Origin of the sequence: Roseimaritima multifibrata, assembly GCF_007741495.1 — a bacterium.
In the GTDB taxonomy this organism is placed as follows: domain Bacteria; phylum Planctomycetota; class Planctomycetia; order Pirellulales; family Pirellulaceae; genus Roseimaritima; species Roseimaritima multifibrata.
The window spans coordinates 3,324,103-3,345,246 of record NZ_CP036262.1; the positions used below are offsets into that span (position 1 = coordinate 3,324,103).

Annotated in this window: 15 protein-coding genes and 1 pseudogene; 2 read left to right on the top strand and 14 right to left on the bottom strand. The window is 53.5% G+C overall.

Features of this window, described 5'->3' with window-relative positions; translation table 11 throughout:
- Nucleotides 1-129: 129 nt before the first annotated feature.
- From FF011L_RS12055 to FF011L_RS12070, 5 genes and pseudogenes are all read right to left on the bottom strand, one after another.
- The gene (locus FF011L_RS12055) at nucleotides 130-753 is read right to left on the bottom strand and encodes a c-type heme family protein (protein ID WP_145351904.1); all 624 of its coding nucleotides are present in this window, start codon (nucleotides 751-753) and stop codon (nucleotides 130-132) included.
- Between the two features lie 751 nt (nucleotides 754-1,504).
- On the bottom strand, nucleotides 1,505-2,593 hold the full coding sequence (locus tag FF011L_RS12060; protein WP_145351905.1) for an alpha/beta hydrolase family protein: 1,089 nt from the start codon (nucleotides 2,591-2,593) through the stop codon (nucleotides 1,505-1,507).
- Nucleotides 2,554-4,374, bottom strand: a complete 1,821-nt coding sequence (locus tag FF011L_RS27225; protein WP_391560935.1) for an ATP-binding protein — start codon at nucleotides 4,372-4,374, stop codon at nucleotides 2,554-2,556. Before FF011L_RS27225 ends, FF011L_RS12060 begins: the two co-directional genes overlap by 40 nt.
- A gap of 1,716 nt (nucleotides 4,375-6,090) precedes the next feature.
- A pseudogene (locus tag FF011L_RS27230) lies at nucleotides 6,091-8,709 on the bottom strand (tetratricopeptide repeat protein); the annotation flags it as partial.
- Between the two features lie 71 nt (nucleotides 8,710-8,780).
- A complete protein-coding gene (locus tag FF011L_RS12070; protein ID WP_145351907.1) occupies nucleotides 8,781-9,011 on the bottom strand; it encodes a DNA-3-methyladenine glycosylase in 231 nt (76 codons plus the stop codon).
- Between the two features lie 199 nt (nucleotides 9,012-9,210).
- On the opposite strand from FF011L_RS12070, the gene FF011L_RS12075 reads away from it, so the two are divergent.
- A complete protein-coding gene (locus FF011L_RS12075; RefSeq protein WP_145351908.1) occupies nucleotides 9,211-10,263 on the top strand; it encodes a class I SAM-dependent methyltransferase in 1,053 nt (350 codons plus the stop codon).
- Between the two features lie 674 nt (nucleotides 10,264-10,937).
- On the opposite strand, the gene FF011L_RS12080 is transcribed toward FF011L_RS12075, so the two are convergent.
- The 6 genes from FF011L_RS12080 to FF011L_RS12105 form a co-directional block, all read right to left on the bottom strand.
- A complete protein-coding gene (locus FF011L_RS12080; protein WP_145351909.1) occupies nucleotides 10,938-12,281 on the bottom strand; it encodes an OmpP1/FadL family transporter in 1,344 nt (447 codons plus the stop codon).
- Nucleotides 12,282-12,685: 404 nt separating this feature from the next.
- On the bottom strand, nucleotides 12,686-13,789 hold the full coding sequence (locus FF011L_RS12085) for an HD domain-containing phosphohydrolase (RefSeq protein ID WP_145351910.1): 1,104 nt from the start codon (nucleotides 13,787-13,789) through the stop codon (nucleotides 12,686-12,688).
- Nucleotides 13,786-14,184 (bottom strand): Hpt domain-containing protein, encoded by a 399-nt coding sequence (locus tag FF011L_RS12090; RefSeq protein WP_218933162.1) that lies wholly within the window; start codon nucleotides 14,182-14,184, stop codon nucleotides 13,786-13,788. Before FF011L_RS12090 ends, FF011L_RS12085 begins: the two co-directional genes overlap by 4 nt.
- A 454-nt stretch (nucleotides 14,185-14,638) precedes the next feature.
- A complete protein-coding gene (locus FF011L_RS12095) occupies nucleotides 14,639-15,541 on the bottom strand; it encodes an EamA family transporter (RefSeq protein ID WP_145351912.1) in 903 nt (300 codons plus the stop codon).
- Nucleotides 15,542-15,653: 112 nt separating this feature from the next.
- The gene (fae, locus tag FF011L_RS12100; RefSeq protein WP_145351913.1) at nucleotides 15,654-16,202 is read right to left on the bottom strand and encodes a formaldehyde-activating enzyme; all 549 of its coding nucleotides are present in this window, start codon (nucleotides 16,200-16,202) and stop codon (nucleotides 15,654-15,656) included.
- Nucleotides 16,203-16,566: 364 nt separating this feature from the next.
- Complete coding sequence (locus FF011L_RS12105) at nucleotides 16,567-16,995, bottom strand: hypothetical protein (RefSeq protein ID WP_145351914.1); 429 nt, start codon at nucleotides 16,993-16,995, stop codon at nucleotides 16,567-16,569.
- Between FF011L_RS12105 and FF011L_RS12110 the strand changes: the two genes are divergently transcribed.
- A complete protein-coding gene (locus tag FF011L_RS12110; RefSeq protein ID WP_145351915.1) occupies nucleotides 16,994-17,401 on the top strand; it encodes a hypothetical protein in 408 nt (135 codons plus the stop codon). The genes FF011L_RS12105 and FF011L_RS12110 overlap by 2 nt on opposite strands.
- Before the next feature lie 11 nt (nucleotides 17,402-17,412).
- Here FF011L_RS12110 and FF011L_RS12115 read toward each other — a convergent pair whose 3' ends face one another.
- From FF011L_RS12115 to FF011L_RS12125, 3 genes are all read right to left on the bottom strand, one after another.
- Nucleotides 17,413-18,147, bottom strand: a complete 735-nt coding sequence (locus tag FF011L_RS12115) for a hypothetical protein (RefSeq protein WP_145351916.1) — start codon at nucleotides 18,145-18,147, stop codon at nucleotides 17,413-17,415.
- Nucleotides 18,148-18,261: 114 nt separating this feature from the next.
- A complete protein-coding gene (locus tag FF011L_RS12120; RefSeq protein ID WP_145351917.1) occupies nucleotides 18,262-19,404 on the bottom strand; it encodes a DUF5658 family protein in 1,143 nt (380 codons plus the stop codon).
- 332 nt (nucleotides 19,405-19,736) lie between these two features.
- Nucleotides 19,737-21,140, bottom strand: a complete 1,404-nt coding sequence (locus FF011L_RS12125; RefSeq protein WP_145351918.1) for a DUF1552 domain-containing protein — start codon at nucleotides 21,138-21,140, stop codon at nucleotides 19,737-19,739.
- Nucleotides 21,141-21,144: the final 4 nt, after the last annotated feature.

Here is a 21,144-nt window from a genome sequence, read left to right on the forward strand (position 1 = left end):
CACAGTCGACGGGGTTCTTGGATCGTTTGGCTTTGGCTTTGCGGTTGGGGAATCCGGAAACGCGAAAGAGGCTTCAACGTTTGCAACGGACCACTCGATCGCAGCCTGCGAAGGAATGGGCGGCTGGAATTAACTGGCAGGTTTCTCGACCCAGAACCACCCACGCAGTTCGCCCTCTTTGAAATCGGTTGCATGATCGTTTGGATAGAGCTTGGCCAATTGGCTACTGATCATTGGAGGCATCTGATCTTTCGGACCATGGCACATCAAACATTCAGCCTTCAATTTGATCGGAAGCAACGCAGCCGAATTACCATTGGTGAGCGACACAAACTGCGGCGTGTCTACCTTGGCCTCCGTCATCGCTTTGGCCCAGGCTGGCGGTTGATTATTCGGATTTCGTAGTCGTACGCCCGTCCTACCAATTTTAAGGGCGTGGCTTTCACTGACATCTGCGGCCATTTGGGGAGCCTCTTTCTGGCATACCTCAATCGCACCGGCCGGCCCCTGGTTGCCCATCGCTTCGGTCAATCGGCCGGAGAGCGTTTGAAACAACGCGTCCTTTGCCGCAAGCATGGCTTCCTTCTGTTCGTCGGAAGGTGTTTCGCCTTCAATGATGGCGACGGTTGCGGTTTCCTCGACCGCAGCTTCTTCAGCGACCGGAGACTGTTCCTTTTGGCAACCAACGTTTCCCAGTAAAACAACTCCCATGGCCGAAAGCACCCATAGGGAGACGGTTAGTCGTACGTTCATCAATATTTTCCCCGTTGAAGAACGACCCCGATTTCATGCTTCCCCGACGGAGCATCGCAAACGAATTGAAGTCGTATTCTTAAGCCAAATTCTCAGCCATTCCGCATTCACTTGGAATGAAACCTGTTCGTATTTCAAATCACGTTGCACGCCGCATACCGAACACTCACGATCCGAGATTTGTGTCTGTAAACGGAGTCACGCAGGCTTTTCGCTTGGGGGGAGCGTGCGGTTTGCAACCACAAGGTGTGCTCATGCGGACAGATAAGGCCGCGCCGAGGAACCAAGATCCTTCCGGCAACGCTCGTGCATCGACACTGTAAACAACGCTTGAGAACTTTCCGGGCTCCTTCGCAAAGACGCCAGGCATGAGGGGAAACGCATTTCGATTGCGCAACCGGGTAGCTGCCAGTGGTCAGCCCCCGGCGCAAGGCCGGAAACGGAACTCTTCGGTAGGCTCGGAGGGGCGAGGGAAGCCAGACTTTCGTCGCTTATAACCTTCAGGTTCCTCGCGAACGAACGTCCTTTTGCGGAGCTACTTTCGCGAAGCGAATGGCTACAATCTTTCCCCGCTTTTCCATTAAATAGACAGGTTGCGAGCCGTCCGGCAATCGGACTGAAAACACAATAAATTCGCTGGTCGTGATGCGTCGGTCCGCTATGAAAACCGCCCGTCGTGCCAAAGTCGCTGGCATTGGGCGGTTGGTCTGCGTTACGAATCGGCAGACAGCGATTCGTGTTCGTGCTAACTTTATTTGGCTTCGGTGGAGAGCGAGTCTTTCAGTTGTTGGAAAGAAGCTTTGTGAAGCGTTTCGTGTCCCCCGTCAAAAATTTTCAACGATCCGAACTTTGCCGTTTTCGAGAAAACCACTTGGCGATCCTCTAGCATTTCCGTATCGGTTTGGGCGGGAACGTTTAGCGATAGCAGATCGACTAATTCTTCCGGGGAAACCGCGTCCTCGGGCGAACCATAGTGTTCGACCAAACGGTTCCAGAAACGGATCGAATGCGAGATGGGAACGCTACCGGTTCGGCCATCTAACAGACCCGCATAAATACGAATCTCCGATGGTGCTTCGGCCGGAAAATCCCAATGAATGGGGGAGCGTTTTTTGCATTCGGCGGTATTAAGCGATCCGGCTGTTTTGGTACCAGACGGGGAAGTACTTGCGATCACATCATCGGCATACTTAGACCCTCGGCGGCGGGATTCGTGATACCAGTCTTCGATGTCCGAAATCGGCACCCATGCTTGGCAAGCTTGCAAATCGTGTTTGGAACGCAGAAAGAAACCGAGTGTTGCCAAACCGCCGCCCGAGCCTCCCACAACTAAAATGTTTTCGCGGTCCACGTTGCCGTGTTTCAGGGCGTAGTCAATCGCATCATCGATGTCCGCAAGGGCTTTGTCGCTCATGCAGGCGTCGAAACTGCGATTGGGACCGCGGAAGTTGGGATGGACGTAATTCCAGTCCGCAGCGATCGCCATTTCTTCAAACGGAGTTTTCTGGCGAAAATCACCCGACCAGCTATGCAGGGCAACGATCAGTGGCGCCGGCTTTGATTTGGTGGTTGCGTAGAATTTAGACGGTTGAACCGATTGATCCACCGTGGAAACGATCTCAACTTCCCGGGCCTTGGGAGGGGAAGGTTTGGGCGACGGACTCCCTTTCGCGTTGATCGCGTCTTTTTTGAGGGCGTCGGACGCGACCGATGGGGATTCGAATCCGAGCGACAGGCCAGCGGCCAGACCCAGGACTAACAACGGGAGGAATCCCGATCGCTTCGATGTTGCAAATTCTGTTAGACGGGCGTCGTGATCGGTGGGGCGGTTTCGTTGCATAGTGCTTGGATCGTTTCGAAGAGCTTTTCGGGTTGAATCGGTTTCGAGATATACGCGTCCATCCCCGCTTCTTTGCAACTGGCCCAGATTTGATCATCGCTGTGAGCCGTCATTGCAACGATCGGGAATCGCCGCGCGCCTGTCGGTATGTCTCGCATCCGTATCATTCTAGTAGCTTCGATGCCGTCCATGCGAGGCATGTCGACGTCCATTAAGCAGATGTCGAATTCTTCCTGGTCAGCGATTTCGACCGCTTCGACTCCATCTTTCGCAAGGACGGCGACGTAAGCCTGCATTTCGAGGATCCCGGAAATGACCTCGCGATTGATTACTCCGTCCTCGGCGACCAAAATTCGAGGACTGCGAGTGCGTGAGGGAGGATCCGTCGACACCGGTTCGTTGAACGTCTCCGTCGGTTCAGGCGATCGTTCTATTATCGTTTCGTTTTTAGGGGCAATTGCCGGAACCGGGGCGTCGTCGTCGGACACCTGGCGTCGAGGATATTGAAGCATCTCAGCCGCTGCGGCAAGGATTTCCGGACACATTGCAGGTGACCGAATCTCGGTAAGCCATGGGACGGCGGGAACCGACGCGGTCGACGTTCCCGAACGTATCCAGAGGGTCGGCGTTTTAGTTGTACTGCAGTGATTCCAAACTTGGTCCGGAATTTCACCACTGCAGATAATCAAATCCAATTCACTCTCCAACATCGTGTCGATGGTCGAGGGAGACGTATCCGCTGGATTTGGTGAACATGCCATCGTTTTCGCCTGAACCGGTTTCAACGCATTGGCGATGGCATGCTGTGATGCCGGCAGGGGATCGATGATCATGATCTGTGGAGGCGGAAAGATTGCGATCGGTTCAACCAGTCGGTCCTGGTTCACCGTTGGCATCACCAAGGTAACGGTGAACGTACTGCCGTTGCCGAATTCACTTTCGACATCGATCGTACCTTCCATTCCCTCTGCCAATTCGCGGCAGATTGCCAATCCCAGACCCGTTCCGCCATACCGCCGCGTCATACTGCTATCGGATTGGGAGAAAGATTCGAAGACCTTATCGATATGCTCATGCGCGATGCCAATTCCGCTGTCCTGGACAGTGAACTGAATCGTGCTACTGCGACTGCTTTCCTCAACCGTGCGAATCGCCAAACAGATGTGTCCGGTTTCCGTAAATTTGATCGCATTGCCGACCAGGTTCATCAGAATCTGACGAATGCGAGAGGGATCGCCGATGACCGTACGTGGGAGGAATGGATCGAGATCACAGACCAGTTCCAGATTCTTCTGCCAAGCGGACGCCGCTAACAGGCGACAGACTTCCCCGGCGACCTGGGATAGGTCGGTTGGGATCTGTTCCAGTTCCATCTTGCCCGCTTCCAATTTGGAGAAGTCAAGCAGGTCGTTGATCAGTGTCAACAACGATTGGCCGCTCAGTTCCACTGAATTTAGGTAGCCAATCAAACGTGAATCCTCGGTCGCTTTCGAAGCTAGGCACGTCATTCCAAGAATACCGTTCAGCGGAGTTCGAATTTCATGGCTGATGGTCGCCAAGAATCGACTTTTGGCTTCGTTTGCGGTGTTCGCTTGAACGATGGCTCGCTTTAGGTTGTCCTCGGTAGCAAGTAATTGTTCGTTGCTGACCGTCAGTTGGCGAGCGCGATCTTCAGCGGCCTGAGTTCGTTCTAAGACCCGTTGTTCCAAGGTGTCGTTGATTTGCTTCAAGCGAAGGAAACCATCCGCGTTTTCTAATGCCGCACCAGCGATCGTTGTCACGAAATCTGCGATGCGCTGCTCGTCGCAACCGTAGAGGTCTTTCAAATCGTAGTGAGTTACCAAAATGATGGCGACAGGATCCCCATGGAATGCAATGGGAGCCGCGATGGCGCTTCCCGTCGTCTCATGGAGTGGTGACGGATCGGGAGCGGTGCAGACCGCCTGGTGGGTCGCGAGTGCTTGTTCGATCAAATGATTATATTTTGTGACCCGGGCCTGGGCTCCGGAATCATCGATGTCTTCGGATAGGATTTCGGTGGTAATCTGATCGCCACTGACCTGGATTTTGACGATGTCGACATGTTGTCCTCGAAGCAACCGCCGTGCGGCGTCTCGAGCCTCGGCGTAGACCAGATCGGCCGAAAGTGCCTGAGCGATACGTCGGCCCGACTTGAGGACGTTCGAAAATCGATCCGCAAGCGATAAGTTTGCGGTCTGCGTTGCGGTTTGCGGCGACGGTTCTGTACTCGATGAATAGAGCGATCTTAGATGCTCCAGGCGTCCCGCCAATGTTTCCGGAAAACCATTTTTGGAAGAGTCGCCGAAATGATATAGTTCATCGAAAGCTTCAAGCGTTTCCAGTTCTTCGCATGGCATCCCCATTCGCGAAGCGACCTTTTGGCTTTTAGCAAAACAGGCGTGTGCCGCTCGCGTTTTGCCTTGGATGGCATTTAGGATTCCAAGTTCGCGCAAAGCATGCGGAAGGTCACCGGGGAACTTGCGAGCCATTGCGACGGCTTTTCGAATCGCCTTGTTGGCAGCCTTGAAATTTTTCTTGTAGCGGCGACCATCGCGGCGATTCGTTGCTTCCAGCCGCAGCCGGTAAGCGGTTCCCAGCCAAACAAAGCAAGGGAAGATGTAGGTGTTTAAGCTCCCCGCGTTGTTGCAGTAATCGATCGCATTCCTGAGCGTTTTGATGGCGTCGTCGATCCGGTTGTGATGCAGCAGAACACGGGCGAAACCAAGTTGTGTCTGTGCGTGGCTTTGGGCGTCCGGACGGTAACGGGCCGCTTCTTCGGTGATTCGCTCTAGCGGGAGGGTCTCGGGCAAGGCTCGAGCCCAGACGTCCAGGATAATACCAGTCGACTGGCGGTCGCCGACATTTCGGGCGGATTCGTAGACTTGGATCGCGGTGGTTACCGCTTCGTCCAGACGACCGGTTCGGTAGAGAGCATTGGCCTTTTGGTATTTGGCCATGTTCATTTCCCACACGTCACCAGTTTGCCGTAGCAGTTCAACGGCGCGTGAGGAGTCGGTGATCGTCGCTTCGTAATCACCTTCGGCTAATTTGACAACGCCTTTATAGTCAAGGCTTTGCCCTTGGCCCCACATATCCTCCTTTTCTGTTCGGATCTCCAGCGAACGGTCCAGGTAATGGTTTGCTCGCGTAAACCACCGCACCAGACTCATCGCAGGGCCGTGCTCGCTATAGACAAGTGCCAAGGTTAACGAAGGCGGAAAACGCTCGGCGTCGTTCATTGATCGCAGGTGATTGCTTAGCGTCCACAATTTGTGGCGGCTGAACCAATAGACGTGGGAGAGCCGGCTGAGGAGCTGCAAACGAAGTTGATCAACTTCTGAAAGTTCCTTGTTGCGCACAACCCAATGGGCGGGGAGAAGGCTATGGCAAGTTTGCACAACCGTTTGCACAACCAGACTGCCAAGCATCGCTGCGAAGGTCTTGGGAACTTGAACCCCGATCGCCGTCAAAGCCAACTCATAGTGCGTTGCGGCATCTGCAAACCGACCACGCTTAAAAGCCACTTCGCCGATCTTTTGTTGAACCCTGGCCTGATCGTGTCGGTCATGGGCGATTTCGAGAGCCTTGAACAGGTATTCGGAAGCCTCCTCGTACTTGCCCGCAAGTAAACAAACATGCCCCAACCGTTCACAAACGATGAACTCCGCTAAAGGTGCGTAACGCTCGACCCATTTTAACGCGATGCGAAACTGGTCATACGCGACCGATAGCGAGTAACGCTGACGCGCAATGTTGGCGGCCTGCATCGCGGTTTCAAACGCCTTCAGACCCTTTCCGGCGGCATCATAATGATGGGCCAGATCAAAGTAGTTGGTCGGATCGTGTTTCAGGAGAAAACGGACGGCACCGAGGTGGATGTATTGTTGTTCATCGTCGCGCAGGTAGTGCTGCATCTGGTGATGAATTTGATTTGCAGCGAAACAGAACCAACCTGGGCGCGGATCACGCCACAGCAAACGACGATTTAAGGCGTCGTTTGTCATGTTGATCGTATCGGCAAGACTCTGTTCGGAGATCGCGGCAAGCAGTTCGACGTTGAATTGCTCACCCAACACCGCGGCGATTGCCAGCAAGCGGCGATGATCCGGCGTTAAGCCAACCACTTGTTCATGGAGAAGTTCTGCAAGGGAATCGTCGCTGCGCAATGCTTCGTGAAGGGGAGTTTGTGCAATCCAACCGGAATTCGAACTGGTGACAACCTTCTGACGGATCAATCGGTTCAGGACGGCGATTGCCATTGCAGGATCCCCATCGGCTACTCGGGTGATCGACTGAGTAATCGTCGGATCCATTTTCCCGGCAGAGGACTGCAGACATTTCTCGACCTCGGCCTCCGAAAGGGGAGCCAGCTGAATGCAGTTGGTTTCGGAATAGGGCCGCAGCGTGTAGGTAACGTCGGCCGTTACCGCGCAGTAGAACGGATTGTGCTGTTCTTCGGCGGCAAAATCCATAACCGCTCGGATCACTGTCCGAGTGAAATCATCGGAGCTGTCCAGTTCATCGAAAAGAAGCGCGATTCCACCGGTTGCACCCGCGATCACTTCGAGGAGTGCGGTCAATGCATTCGCGGCGCGTTGACTTCCATGGGCTTCAATTCCAATGGTCCATTCCGCTTCAGGCCAAAATGCCGATAGCTCCGGCAGCCATTCGCTGAGGATTGGAGCATGCAACTGTGTTTTGGCGGAAACCTTTTTAGCAAGTTCGGGGTCATTGAGGCAAAGGCTGGTGATTTTCTCAAGAACCGGTTCAAGCGACTGCAACGGTTTTAGTGTTGACGTTTTCGAAACACTACCGCGAAAGACGTTGAAGCCGCCTGCCTTTGCGTCCAGACTGACCTCATCGAGGAATAGTCGACGTTGATTGACATCGACGCCAGTGATCACGGTGACGATCCCTTCGCCGTTCTGAGCCGTCTCAAGCCCGGTCCGCACCTGTTCAAGTTCTGCATCGAAACCGATCAACGGCGTCTCAGCCAACTCCTGGCGAACGTCTTGAGTACCGATCGCAAACGATCCAAAAACCGTGGGGTCGCGATGAAAGAGGAGGATCTGTTCCAGGTCATGCGTTAGTGCGGCACCGGATTCGTATCGGTTGCGGGGATCGCGTCGGAGCAGCCTCGCAACTAAATCATCCAATGCTGCGGGGACCCGAATGCCTAGCTCTCGCAGACGAGCCGGTTCGATGCACAGTTGCTTTTCAAAGTAGTCGCTTGCGTTTTCGGCTTCGATAAACGGACGCCCGGCAACCATCCCATACAACAAAGCTCCCAACGAATAGAAATCGGAAGCTGCCGTCAGCGGGCGCGAAATCAATCCGCTCGCCTCAGGCGATACAAATCCCAGTTCATCCAGAGAGACGTCATGGGAAAATTTCAGATCCCCTCCGCTGATCGGTCTTTCGCGGATTTCAATATTAAAATCAGTATCGAAAAAGACGGTTCCGCTACTCAGCCAACCGTGGATGCGAGATCGCTGGTGCCATGATTCCAGGCAACGGGAAAGCGAAATGGCAATTTGTAGGGCATGGTCAAGCTGAAAGCAGGTCTTGAACATCCGGCTGTTCAGGGATTCCCCGCTGGGGGCGTCAAGAATCCGCGACACCCGTCCGTCATTGTCCCAGAATCGACGTTGCTTCAGACTGCCCTGCGGCTGTTGTTCTGCGTTGTGACGCCACTCGTTGCGAATGTGGCGAAACGTATCCGCTGAAACGTCTCGCGATTCCAACCACTCGGCCCAGTAATGGACGCCCGAGGAGCGACTTTCGACAAGAAGACTTTTGATCGGACCGAAGCTCTCATGATCCGAGTTCGACTGGCCCGAGTTCGATTGGCCCGAGTTCGACTGGCCCGAGTTCGATTGGCCCGAGTTCGATTGGCTTGGGCCCGCATGGTCCAAGCCAGCGTCGATCGAAACAGGTGCGCGCCCGGCCTTGGATTCATCCCGTGACACGTAGTCATGGAATTCAGTCAGGTTTACGAAGGCCGTTGTCATTTCAATGTCATTGTTGAGGCGCAATAGGGCAGCAACTCGTACAAAGGAATTACAAAACTTCATGACGCTCCATCGGAAGTCCATTGCAACGTTGCAATCTTTTTTTCGATGGAGAGGTTTCAATACAAGTTATATTGCGGCTGCCCGATCTAACCCTAGGTCTGCAAATTACCTCCCGGCAGATTTTCTGCGGAAACCCGTACGAAATATTGACATAGTTTGCCGGGGTTGTTGCCCCCGCGAGCGAGGGTGACATCGTCTGTCATGCCGCGGAATGCCTTTTTGGGCCCTGGAGCCTGACATTTGCCAGGAATTTGGCGTTTCGATGCGGATTCGCTCTGCTTGTCGGAATCGGCACGACCGTTGCAATTGAACCAAATTAGCACGATTTCTCTTATTAAAGAAAGGAATTTTCGTGCCGCTGCTAGCAAATGTTTTTTAAGAGCGGGGGGTAGGTGTTGACATTTTTTTCAGCCTTGAAATATTGCAGCCGTCGTACTGACAACGGAGCGTCTCTGACATGATTGTTGGGCCCCTCCGATGTGTCACGAATCTTATCTGTAGACCACCGCCGGGGCTCGCCTAATGAGAATTGCTTCAACGAACAATGGAAAACGAGTCGTTGGTTCGAGTCGTTTAAATACAGCGAACAGCAATAAGTCGACCGGAGAAAAAACTTCAGAGACGCAAGCTCTGGTACAGGGAGAGCAACGGCTGCTTACGGTTTTAGATAGCGTCCAAGCCGATTTTGAAATCCCTTCGGCCGATGCCAACGAAATCGCGATGGCCGTCGACCGACTGTTTCATGAACTCCGCTCAATCCGTCAAAGCGTTAGCGTGCAGGAGTGGAAGGCTCTGATTCAAATCGGCAGACAACACCCGGTTTGCAGTCTGGTGCACCAAGATCCGTTTACCGCTCGAGCCTTCAACAAGCCGCGTGGGTATGCCGGGGATGCCGTGATGATGGATTACATCTATGGTCGTGAAGAGGATTGGGAACGCCCCGCGGCAACCCGTCTTGGAGAGGCGATCTTTCGCTATACGACCGGCGCACCCGCATCTGCAGGCGTTCGGGAAAGACGTTGTTACGTCGCCGAACTGTTGGATGGGATCGCCAAACGCCAAACCAATCAGGAAGTTCTGGCGGTTGCCGCTGGTCATTGCCGTGAAGCAAGTCTTTCGCTTGCCATACGACGTCAACAATTCGATCGCTTTGTTGCGATGGATGCGGACCAAGAAAGCTTAGAAGAAGTTCGTCGGTGTTACGGCAGATTTGGGATCGACCCCGAGGTCGCAAACATCCGTCAGATGCTGTCAGGGAAAATCAAACTCGGTAAATTTGATGTGATCTATTCGACGGGGTTGTACGATTATCTCGCCGAATCGACCGCGGCCCGGCTGACCGCCAACCTCTTCGAGTGTTTGAATCCCGGCGGTAAATTGGTGATCGCCAATTTCTTGCCCGAGATCCGCGACATCGGCTACATGGAAATGTTCATGGACTGGCATCTGATCTATCGGGATCGAACCGATATGCTTGGGTTAGCAAGCCAGATCCCAGTATCCGCAATCGGAGAGATTCGATTGGTAGCGGAACCCAACGATAATATCATCGTGATTGAAATTTCAAAACGATAGTTTGCCAGCAGATAGCATTGGGTGAGAATCATCACAAGCCTTCTTAGCGGAACGGCGCAAGCCGTCCGGCAATCGGTTCTGAAAACACACGCATGGGCCGGAGGGCTCGCGCCCTGCCGCTAAGAAAGTGCGGACAGTCTTCTTAGCGGAACGGCGCAAGCCGTCCGGCCATCGGTTCTGAAATTGCACGCATGGGCCGGAGGGCTCGCGCCCTGCCGCTAAGAAAGTGCGGACAGTCTTCTTAGCGGAACGGCGCAAGCCGTCCGGTCAATCGGTTCTGAAAACACACGCATGGGCCGGAGGGCTCGCGCCCTGCCGCTAAGAAAGTGCGGACAGTCTTCTTGGCGGAACGGCGCAAGCCGTCCGGCCATCGGTTCTGAAATTGTACGCATGGGCCGGAGGGCTCGCGCCCTGCCGCTAAGAAAGTGCGGACAGTCTTCTTAGCGGAACGGCGCGAGCCGTCCGGCCATCGGTTCTGAAATTGCACGCATGGGCCGGAGGGCTCGCGCCCTGCCGCTAAGATAGTGCGGACAGTCTTCTAAGCCGTCCGGCCGGGGCTGCTTAAGGTCTCAGCGTTTCCCAGCTGATTTAGCCAAGCCCAAAAAACATCCACGCACTAGCCGGTCTTCCTCTTCGTACGATCACGACCGTTCGCATGCTTCTCTAGCGAGTCACTAGAACCGACGTTGTGCCCCTACGAAGATCATATGGGTTTGTGTCGTGATTTTTGCGTTCGAGAAATCACCACCTGCATAGACGCTTTGCCCGGTCAACACTTCGGGCGCGAATGCAAATTGGTAGGCTCCGTCCAGTTCCCATCCACGATGTTCCAGCCCGTATCCGATCGAAAAGTGGTGCTTTAATGTCGTCTGCAGGTAGGTCGTCGTTGTGTTTGCTGGGACAGGATTGTCTTGGTATCGATAACCACAACGGAAGGTTTGTGAGTCAGTAACATCCAGCTCGTAGCCGGTGCTCACGATGATCGCGTCCTTCCATTGCAGCGGAAAGACTTCGTGAATCGTTGGACCGACAACGGCACGGTGAACGGGGCTGGTTGGATTGGTAAAGGTGAGGTTTAGATTGTCGAACGCGCTTGACCAGTCTTCCCACTCAAGGTCGACACCAAACCGTTGACGGGAATCCAATTTGTGTTGGATCCCGATTCCAACCGAACGTGCCCACGTCATTCCCAGTTTGATGTCGTAATAACTAAATCCTAATGGGCCAGCTAAAACTCCCGCTTGTCCTTCGGATTCAAAGCGGTTTTCGCTCTGGTAGTTGATGCCGATGGTTGTCTTATCGGTTAGCTGGTACTGGGTACCAAGTGACCATGTGAAAGCGGTTCCGGTTGCCTGTAAATCCAGGTTGGTCGGAGTTCCTGTAAGCGGAGCGGAGTTTAGGAAGTAGGGGCCTTCCAGTTCCACGTGACTGATCGCAAGTCCGATCGTTCCACCGACGGTCCAGCGGTCCGTCAAGCGAACCGAGGCTCCTGGCAACAGTCTTGCCAGTGCACCAAACGATTTGTAGGTTTGCGGTCCGGGAAGAAACGCAGGTCCGTCAAGCTCGTAATCGGAGGCAAATCCAGCCGGTGTGAACGCACCGAAACCGACAACAATGTCTTCGTTCAGTCGCTTGCCCAGCATCAGGTAGCCGAGGCCTGTTGGATGATCGGCGGCATTGGTGCGACCATTATCGGAATCGCGGTAGGTCAGGTTGGTGAATAGGCCAGCTCCTCCGACGTCAATAAACGTATCACAGTTGTCGCAGTCGCCAATCAGCCCTTGGATTCCCGCAGCGTTATCCATCAAGAGGACTCCGTTGTCTTGGAATCCAAGATTGACGCCACCTCGCCCTGCTTCTCGTGCTGAAAGTGCATTGCTGATCGTTCCCGCAGCGTTTAGCTGTCCATCGCTAACGCATGACAAAAGGGAGAACACGCACATCCATACGAACCAACGACCCTGTAATAACATTTCCCCGCCCGGTAGTTCTTGAGTTGATAAGAGCGGGGACTTCATCGATGCGTACGGAATGGATCGATCGTTTCGTCAGAACCGGTACCGCAAGAAACTTTGGAATGCCTCCGCGGCATACCGATTTCGATACCTGATCCCGAATGGAAAACGTGACTCAAAGCCAAATTTTGATGAAGCGCCGAGGAGTGGCGACAGATTAGTAGCGGACGTTCAAGTGGGGCGACCCGCTTGGAGTAGTGATTCGAATAGTAAAGTCTCTTCGAATCCGTTTTGTCCGGGAACCTATTTGTGGATGATCCTCAAACCGCCTGATTGCCTAAAACGCCACTCGAGTGCAGTTGCAGGTCGGTGGCTGTCCTGTTGAATCGGATTCAGCAATTGTTCAGGTACTGCTGAATTCGTAAACTAGTGAAGGAGGCTGGTGCGGGGGGTGCGGCCTGAATCGATTAGAGCGTCTGTAGTGAAGAAACAATTTCCAGATTGCGTTTGAATCGCGGCAAGAATTCAGCATCTTTACGTTCGGCCGATTCGTTGAAATCGGTTTTGATCTTTCGGAAGAAATCTTCCAAGCGTAGGAATGCCTTCACGATATCGGGATCAAAATGGGTGCCAGCGCCCTCTCGGATGATCTGCACTGCTTTTTCGTGAGAGAAGGCCTTTTTGTACACGCGTTCGCTCGTTAAGGCGTCATAGACGTCGGCCACGGCAACAATTCGTCCACATAGTGGAATCTGTTCGCCTGATAGTCCTCTAGGATAACCCGTCCCGTCCCAGCGTTCGTGGTGGGTAAGAGCAATCTGGTAGGCCATTTTCAGAACGGTCGCTTCAGGATGAGCGTCGACGACACTTTGCAACGTGTCGGCTCCGATCTGCGAGTGCATCGACATGATTGCAAATTCATCGTCCGTTAGCTTTCCTGGTTTTAACAGGATGCGATCGGGGATCCCAACCTTGCCGATATCATGCAGTGGGCTGGATTCATAGATCGATTGGATGTAAATCCCGTCGATGACTTCTTTGTAATCTTCCCAGCTGGACAGTTCCCCGCAAAGGGCTCGACAGAACTCACGGATCCGCTCCAGGTGGCTTCCGGTTTCATTGTCACGGCTGTCGGCAAGCTTTGCCAAAGCAAAAATCATTAACTCGCGACTTTCTTGCAGCAGCAACCGCTCGCCCGCTCGAATGCGCATTCTCAGTTCACTTGGGCTGAACGGTTTGGACATATAGTCGTCCGCACCCGCATCCAAGCCCTCGATAACGCTTTCGGTGTCACATCGTCCAGTCAGCAGGATTAGGTAGGTGTAATCGCACAAACTCCGCTCTCGAATCTCGCGGCAGAGTTCGATTCCGTTCATGCGAGGCATTTCGATATCGGAAATGACAATGCGGAATTTCCCCGTCCGGACATGGTGAATCGCTTCCACGCCATCGTTGGCAATGGTTGTTGGATACCCATATTCCGTCAACGCATGTTGAAGCGTTTCCGCTGCGATCGGGTCGTCGTCGACGACGAGTACATGCGTGTTTTCAGTCGATAGCTTATCCTTCATGATTTTTCCCCGTGAGACTCTACAGTCGGCGGCGATTGCGGAAATTCGGCAGAGACATATTTCTCAATGTCACGGTGCAGGCTACGCAATTGATCGAGTAAATCGAGCTGTTGCGACGTTTGCGCCTGTGCTGCGTCCGATTCCAGCATTTCGGCAACCTTTGCGATTGGTTCCGATGCCATTGTTTGCGCCGTGCCCCGATGACGATGCGCAAGAGAACGAATGCTCTCGCGGTCTCCCAGTCGGATTGCGGATTCAAGTAGATCGCATTCTGATACGGAATTTTCGACAAATCGATTTAGCATTCTGCCCGCCATTGCGGCGCTGCCTAGCATTCGTGCAAGCAATTGCTCACGATCGATGACCGGGGACCCGGTTGGATTTGTTTGAATCATGAAATTCGGTTCGATTAGAAATTTGCCCAGCTCCAGGAATCTGGAGCACATGGTTTCTCACCACGTCCAGTAAACGCTAGCTTTCAGTTAAACAGAACCGGTGCGAAAACTTGTACGGATTGCAAATCTTGGGTCTGGCGGGGACGGAACCCCCTGTAAGTAATCCGTCCAGCCCCTACATTCGGTAGTTGAAATGGCCTTCGCGATTCAGGAATGCGAATAAATGAATCCGCTGCATTCATGTGAAACCGCTTTAATCGCGGAAATACTCGGTTTTATCGAATCCCATATAAGAGGGGGAGGGCGAAGCCCAATGCCATCTGCTTTCTTAGCCGAACGGCGTGACCCGTCCGGAAATCGCATCGAAAACAGTATGAACCTGCCGGGCCGCTTGCACCGATCTGCTAAACAAACCACCCGCAGATGCCAAGGTCGCTGACTTTGGGCCGAAGCCTTATGGGGCGCAGGTGAGAATCATCACGCCCAGCAGTATCGCTGCGACACACCATGCCTTGGGACGCCATTGGGCTTCCTGCAAATACCTCGCTCCGTAGGCGAAGGCGACGACCACACTGCAGCGACGCACCGTGGAGATGACCGAAATAAGGGCTTCGGGGTCGGCGACCGCGGTGAAATAAAGCATGTCGGCCGTTAGCAAGAGCGGACTGATTGCCAGGATCGACCAGTGGAAGTGAAAAGGTTTTTCGGATCGTTCGCAAAAGAACCACCACAGAAACAACGGAACCATTACCGGAACGAGGTAGATACTGAACCATGCCTGAAGCGTCGCAGGGGGGATAAGTGCGGTTTGCAATAAGTATTTATCGTAGATCGAACTAACGGCCCCACTTAGCGTCGCCAAAATCATGCAGCCAACCCAACGGTCTCGACGGAAATTGATTCCCTCGCGACTGCCAAGAATCGAAAACCGCCAGAACGCCAACAACACAATCGCAATCCCGACCCACTGTCCCATTGAAGGACGTTCGCCAAGAAAAAGCGTGGCGATGGCAATTGTCCACAACGGGCTGCTGGATCGGATGGGGGCCGCGATCGATAGTGGCAGATGTTTTAACGCGAACAATGAACAGGTCCAGGAGAACCCGACCAGGATGCTTTTTAAAACAATCAAGCCGTGGCTGTAGTAAGACAGCGGTTCGACGCGCAGGCGTGTTATGGGCTGCGACGTCGGGTCAACGGATGCCCAGGTCACCAATGGAATCCACAACAGAGCACCAACGCAGACACTGATCAGTAGGACCGCAGGGACTGCGTTGCCGTGTGCAGCCTTCTTCTTGGTGATGTCGTAGATCCCCAACAACAGCGACGAACCGACAGCAAGCAGGATCCAGTTCATCGACAAACGGCTTGCTGTCGTGCTTTCTTATGGGGCTTCGTGGGAGGGGGGGAAAGCCAAATCGCCTTAGCTGTCTATTGCGGCTTCCCGCAGTGGGGGCAAATGCCGTGGTTTAAATCTTTCCGTCGAGGCCCATTTGATAATACTTGTGGGTGATCTTGTCTTGGTTTTCAAGCAGCCAGTCGATCGAAGGTTGGTGATTCATCGCTTTGTGGATCGCTTGCGCCATCGCTTTACGATGAATATCAAAGAGCGCTTTATGATCTAAGTTGTCTTCTTTGATCACTCCAGGGTTTAACCAAACGCTACAGATGATGCCCAGGTCGTTGACCTTGTCCTTGGGAAGGTCTCCGGCACGTACCGCGTCCAGCACGCCGTTGGCGATCGCCGCTTGCACGGTTCCCATCAGAATGTTGGTGTACCGACTGTTTTTCACGGTCACCTTGCTGACGCATAGGGTGACGGGACGGACTTGAATGTCGGTGTTCAAAATGGCAAACACCTTCGAATGGCCCATCGACTGGTCGCCGGTCAGCGTAGCCAGTGCGGTCCCCACGGGACCGTCCAGTTCGCCAATCACCACTTCGGGTTCCGCCGCGGTAAAGGGGGGGCCACCAGCGACAAGCGATTCACCCGTACGAAGAACAATGCGTTCAGACATCAAAAGTCCATCCAATTGAGCAGTAGGAAGTTACCGGGAAAAGGGGGAACCGGATCCCACCTTTCGCAATCCTGATTGCTTGACGTGCCATTTTAACGGTTGCATCGTCACGCGATTGATTTGGGGCTAACAAGAAACCAATAAACCCCGTCCGGCAGGTCGACTACCGTAACTTCCGCCCGGAATGCTCGCAACCGACCCTCCTAGCCGGACGACCATTCGTGCCCGCGATGACTTCGATTCGCAGCTTATTCACCGACGCCGGATGTTTCCTCGGCGAACACGTGGACCATGTTCAACCGGTTCCGGCTATCGTTTTACCACTTTGCGTTCTTGGTTTGTAGGAGATCTGCTTACACCAGGTTCATGAGATTTCAGGCAGACGCAGACGGACCGAACGGCCATCACCGCAAACCTCAACCGAGTCAACCACAAGCGATTTTCCGTCGTATAACCGCGAACCATCGTTTGCGGAGCGTTTCAGACGCCAGCTATCGACTAAGTCGTTCTTCGGGTCGCGTGCCAATTCTGAATCGACAGGCTGATTGAACCGTAGCGTCATCCCACTCTCTTTGGCTTCAAGGCCTATCGGCAATAAGGTTTCCGCACCGGTATAAAGAATCCGGAGCAGGCCGCCACGACGTTCCGTTCGGTTACTCCCCCATGCGTTCATGCCGCAGGCGTACATCAGACCGGTTGTTGGGTGAAACCACGCTCGCATGACTCCTGTAGGGAATGAAGGTCGCGGCAAACGACAGATACCTCCCTGCCAGGTATCTCCGACCTTTTTCATGAGGGATTTTATAAACCTTGCCAAAGCCGTAGGACCGATTCAGCAGAGAACCTTTGAGTGGACCCCAGGAATCTCCTTCCACTCAAAACCATTCCGAAGGCGATCGATCGATTGCTTTGTTGGGCCAGCAGCGCGGTTGTTCGATGGCGTCGTCACTGGAATCCTCGGGGGGACCGTAATCGTACATGTTTCCATAAAAGCCAACTTCTGTCACTCGATCAATGCGGTTCATCGGTTGCCAGGCTACTTCTTGATCGGTCACGAAATAGGATCCATCCGGATTCTGGCAAATTCCATTGGCAGCCCGAAAACCGTTGGCGAGAATTTTCGCGGAGCGGCCATCTGCGTTGAACTGGTGGGCGTTGTCAAAGCTTTCTTAGAAATCGGTTTCGCCGTCGCCCTTTAGATCATTCAGGATCATGATCTGGTCGCGACAGGTTTCGAAGTTTCATCTGCTAGAACGAAAAAGATTCCCATCGCGATCACACAGGGCGGAATGGTCCATTTCAAGATAAAACCAAATGCCGGATGCCAGTAATTATTGCCTGTTGAAACCCCCTCGTTGCGGTTTCTAGCGCGAACGGCCGCAGGTTCCATCATCTCCTGTCGGGGCGAACTTCGCAGTCCCGTCCGCCAATGCGAAGGAGCGACTGGGGACAGGATCGCCGCAGTGCAAATAATGATTAGGAAAAGAGAGAGGAACATCCCGCAGACGAACCCTACAAACGCTCCGATGCCTCCCGACTTTACTCCCTGCATTACTTTTGATGAAAAACCACTCGATTGTGAAATCGTTGGGGAGGCATCCGTGTCGATTTTGCTCGGCGACGTCGGTTCTTCTTCGTAAACACAATTGGAATCGTCGACTTTGTGCGACTGATTTTCGGAGCGTCGAAGCAGGGATGGGATTCGAATCACGCCGACTATAAAGCCAACGGTCCAGCCGACCGCAGGCATGTAGGCACGAACGCTTTTCGTTTCCAGTGTTACAAAACCACTTACCAACCACGTCAGCATCGCAAATTGTGAGAACACAATTACGCCCATGATGCAGAGCATGGACGTTTCCAGCAGCCATCTTCCAGTTTGGAATACGATTGTGACCGCGATGTTGCCCCAGTACGGGCCGTTTTGAAATCGGCGACTAAGCATCATTCAACTTCTTTGGAGTGTGCTGGATCCCCCTCATGTAGGAAACAGTTTAATCCATTTGCGAAGAACGGTTTGCACCCGTGACCATTCATGTCGGTGATATCGGCCGCACCGTTAGATAAATAGTGAATTGAAAGTAAGCCATCGAGCCGTCAACAAGGTGAATGTCAGACAGCCCCACCAAATGGTTCGCCGAGCAAGCGGGTACTGGCGAAGCCAATAGAGAAGGCTGATTGCGATTCCGGTAATCGTCAATTTGGCGATGAACAAGGTCAAGCCATTTTCAATCAGTTGGCTTCCTAGTGGATTCAGCTCTCGTGTCGCTCCTGTTTGGTATGCAAGGACGGTCCAAACTAGATCCAATAGTGACATCAGCCCGGCGATCGCAAGGAGCGTGATGGTGGTCTTTCGGTTCGCGCTTAACCACGCATCCTTCGATTCCGGAGTCGCTTGTTTTGGAGCCGCGGACGCAAACACCGCTTGCGAACTGGTCATCAGGTTTCCCAAGGCGACAACAACCAGTAAGAATGCAAAAATCGTGAGCGGCAACTGTAGACGTGCTGTCCAGCGGTTTGCTTGGGATGCATAGTAGTTCGATCGCTTAATGCTCTCGATTCGATCGATGTGCTCGCCGGCGCGTTCTTCAAATTGATCGGAATATTCCATCTCTTGGATTCTCGCTATCCACGTATCGCGATCGGGTCCCTTTGTGATCAGGGTGTCGATGTCAAGATCGTCGATCGCGGCGGGATCGTCCGCCGTGGCAAGTTGCAGAAATTCGAAGGTTGTTTGCCCGGGGGCGATGGCAACTGACGGTTTCGAATCGTTAAGCAGCATTGCTCCGTCGGATCGCAAGTCTCCAAGTTGCATCGCAAACCGTTGCCAGGGATCAAGCGGGCCCGCCTCTGAACTGCGGAATTTGCCTCTCCCACCATAGCGTCCAAATGAGGAATTTTGAGACGATTGACTCGAGAGGTTGAACGCATCTTCCGCGTAGACCGTTCCGTTGATCTTAAAAGAATCGGAGAAAAATTCGATTCGATAGGGTGTGGGGACATACTGGCCATTCACAAATAGATAGCCGTTTTCGGTATCGATCGTTGGCATGTCCGTTGAAAACGCGCCGGAGGGCCGAGCGGCGCGTTCGCGCGGCCTATTTTGCTGCCCCAAAACCTCGCCCGCGCAGCACAACCACAGGATCAGCACCAATCCAGAGAAAACGTTTGTAAAGGTCGATCGAAAGTTCGCACAGGACACGCCGAAGCTCCGTCAGGTTGGCGCACGGTTGAGGCATTTGTTATTGAAACTCCGTCAACGCCTAAAGGTTTCGGGGCTTGTGTCCCTTCCGGAAAGATCGTCCGGTGCATAAACGATTGAACCGCCCGCAAGATCTGGCCAATAGAGCCTACTTTTGACGGTTGTGGAGATGCCCGAATCGTTCGCTGGACGTTACCGGCCGACGCTATTTGACGTTGCCGACGCTAATTGACGTTGCCGTCGCGGCGACGTTGCGTTGCGTGAGCATCGGAGGCGATCGAGCGACGATCGCCTGCCGATTTAGTGCCTGTCTACTTTCGAGCTGCTGGGCGCTAGACCTCTGCCAGTGTCGTGGTGCTATCGGCAAAACTATCGGTTTCAACACCCAGCTTTTGCAGCATGGTTAGATAGAGGTTTGAAAGCGGCAGTTCCTCGTAGGCCATCTTTGCTCGCCAGCCGGCATCGGTGCTGATTCCAGCGGTCGCTTGATGGTCTTCGTTCCCCTGCCCGTACTTCAGGTACTGCCCATGTTTGAAGCCCATGTTTTTCCCCCCTGCGAGGATCAATGGATAGTTGCGTGAAAGGTGGAAAGCACTCGATGCCGATCCGAAAAGGAGTAACGTGTTGTCCAGCATCGTCCCGTCGCCATTGGGTTCGGATGTCGATTTTAGCCGAGCCACGAAACGCCCAAATTCTTCGCTAAGGAAATGACAATAGGTTCCGAAATTCTTCCAGCCGTCCGGTTCCTTGGTCGCATGGGTCAGCTGATGAGTTAATTTGAAACCGACAGCACGGGCGAGGTAGTCGCTGATTCCAATGCCATTTTCGCGGCCAAGCTGATAGGTCGCAACACGAGTCGAATCGGTTTTGAAGGCCAAGTAGATCAGTTCATACATCGTACGCAAATAGTTGCGTGGATCTTCAGGCGTGACATCCAGATTCAAGTGGTCGACATTGACCTGAGCAAAAGGAATATCCATCCAATGTTTTGCTTTTTCAACTTTGATCTCGGTGTCTCGAACCGACTGCAGATATTCATCCAGCCGCTTCTGATCGTGACCGGAAAGGCTCCGTTTTAGGGATTGTGCGTCGGCCAGAAGGTAGTCCAAGGCACTTTCGCTCATCGCCAATCGGCGCGCCGCCCCTTCGTCGTTTGCTGTAAACAGCATGTCGAAGATGCGTTTGGGGCGATGTTCCGCCGGAATCGCACGCCCGTTGCGGTTGAAGGAGAGCGTTTGCGCGCCGCGTGGTGACCCCGTGCCACCATCTGTGGAAAGAACAAGCGAAGAGAAACGGGTGTGCTTCCCCGTCTGCTCCGCAAATAGTTGGTCAAGGGAGATGCTGTTGTGGTAGTCGCCGTTGTTTCCCGTATGGGCCCCGGTCAGGAATTGATCCGCGTTTCGGTGACCGTGGATGTCTCGCACGCCCGGATGCGAAAGCCCGCTAAGAATCGTGATCTCGTCACGCAGCGGTTCCAATGGATCAAGACATTTGGTCAGTTGGAAGTCCTTTCCTGATCCGTGAGGAAACCATGCCCAGTCCTGATAGGCCGGGTCTTCTTTTAATGGCATCGGGACGCCATCAGGAATATAGAAAGCGGCGAATCGCTTTTTGTTTTGGGACTCGGCGGGTGAAGTCGATCCGGCAAACGATTCGAACGCGGGTAACGCGAGGGCAAACCCACCCATCCCACGTAGAAAGAGTCTGCGGTCTAGTCTTGAGATTCTTACGCTCATCGTT

What these genes read in the sequence shown, in the direction of transcription:
- FF011L_RS12055 (WP_145351904.1), bottom strand. Translation starts at nt 753, where the DNA reads ATGAACGTACGACTAACCGTCTCCCTATGGGTGCTTTCGGCCATGGGA.
- FF011L_RS12060 (WP_145351905.1), bottom strand. Translation starts at nt 2,593, where the DNA reads ATGCAACGAAACCGCCCCACCGATCACGACGCCCGTCTAACAGAATTT.
- FF011L_RS12075 (WP_145351908.1), top strand. Translation starts at nt 9,211, where the DNA reads ATGAGAATTGCTTCAACGAACAATGGAAAACGAGTCGTTGGTTCGAGT.
- FF011L_RS12080 (WP_145351909.1), bottom strand. Translation starts at nt 12,281, where the DNA reads ATGAAGTCCCCGCTCTTATCAACTCAAGAACTACCGGGCGGGGAAATG.
- FF011L_RS12085 (WP_145351910.1), bottom strand. Translation starts at nt 13,789, where the DNA reads ATGAAGGATAAGCTATCGACTGAAAACACGCATGTACTCGTCGTCGAC.
- FF011L_RS12090 (WP_218933162.1), bottom strand. Translation starts at nt 14,184, where the DNA reads ATGATTCAAACAAATCCAACCGGGTCCCCGGTCATCGATCGTGAGCAA.
- FF011L_RS12095 (WP_145351912.1), bottom strand. Translation starts at nt 15,541, where the DNA reads ATGAACTGGATCCTGCTTGCTGTCGGTTCGTCGCTGTTGTTGGGGATC.
- fae (WP_145351913.1), bottom strand. Translation starts at nt 16,202, where the DNA reads ATGTCTGAACGCATTGTTCTTCGTACGGGTGAATCGCTTGTCGCTGGT.
- FF011L_RS12110 (WP_145351915.1), top strand. Translation starts at nt 16,994, where the DNA reads ATGAGGGATTTTATAAACCTTGCCAAAGCCGTAGGACCGATTCAGCAG.
- FF011L_RS12105 (WP_145351914.1), bottom strand. Translation starts at nt 16,995, where the DNA reads ATGAAAAAGGTCGGAGATACCTGGCAGGGAGGTATCTGTCGTTTGCCG.
- FF011L_RS12115 (WP_145351916.1), bottom strand. Translation starts at nt 18,147, where the DNA reads ATGCTTAGTCGCCGATTTCAAAACGGCCCGTACTGGGGCAACATCGCG.
- FF011L_RS12125 (WP_145351918.1), bottom strand. Translation starts at nt 21,140, where the DNA reads ATGAGCGTAAGAATCTCAAGACTAGACCGCAGACTCTTTCTACGTGGG.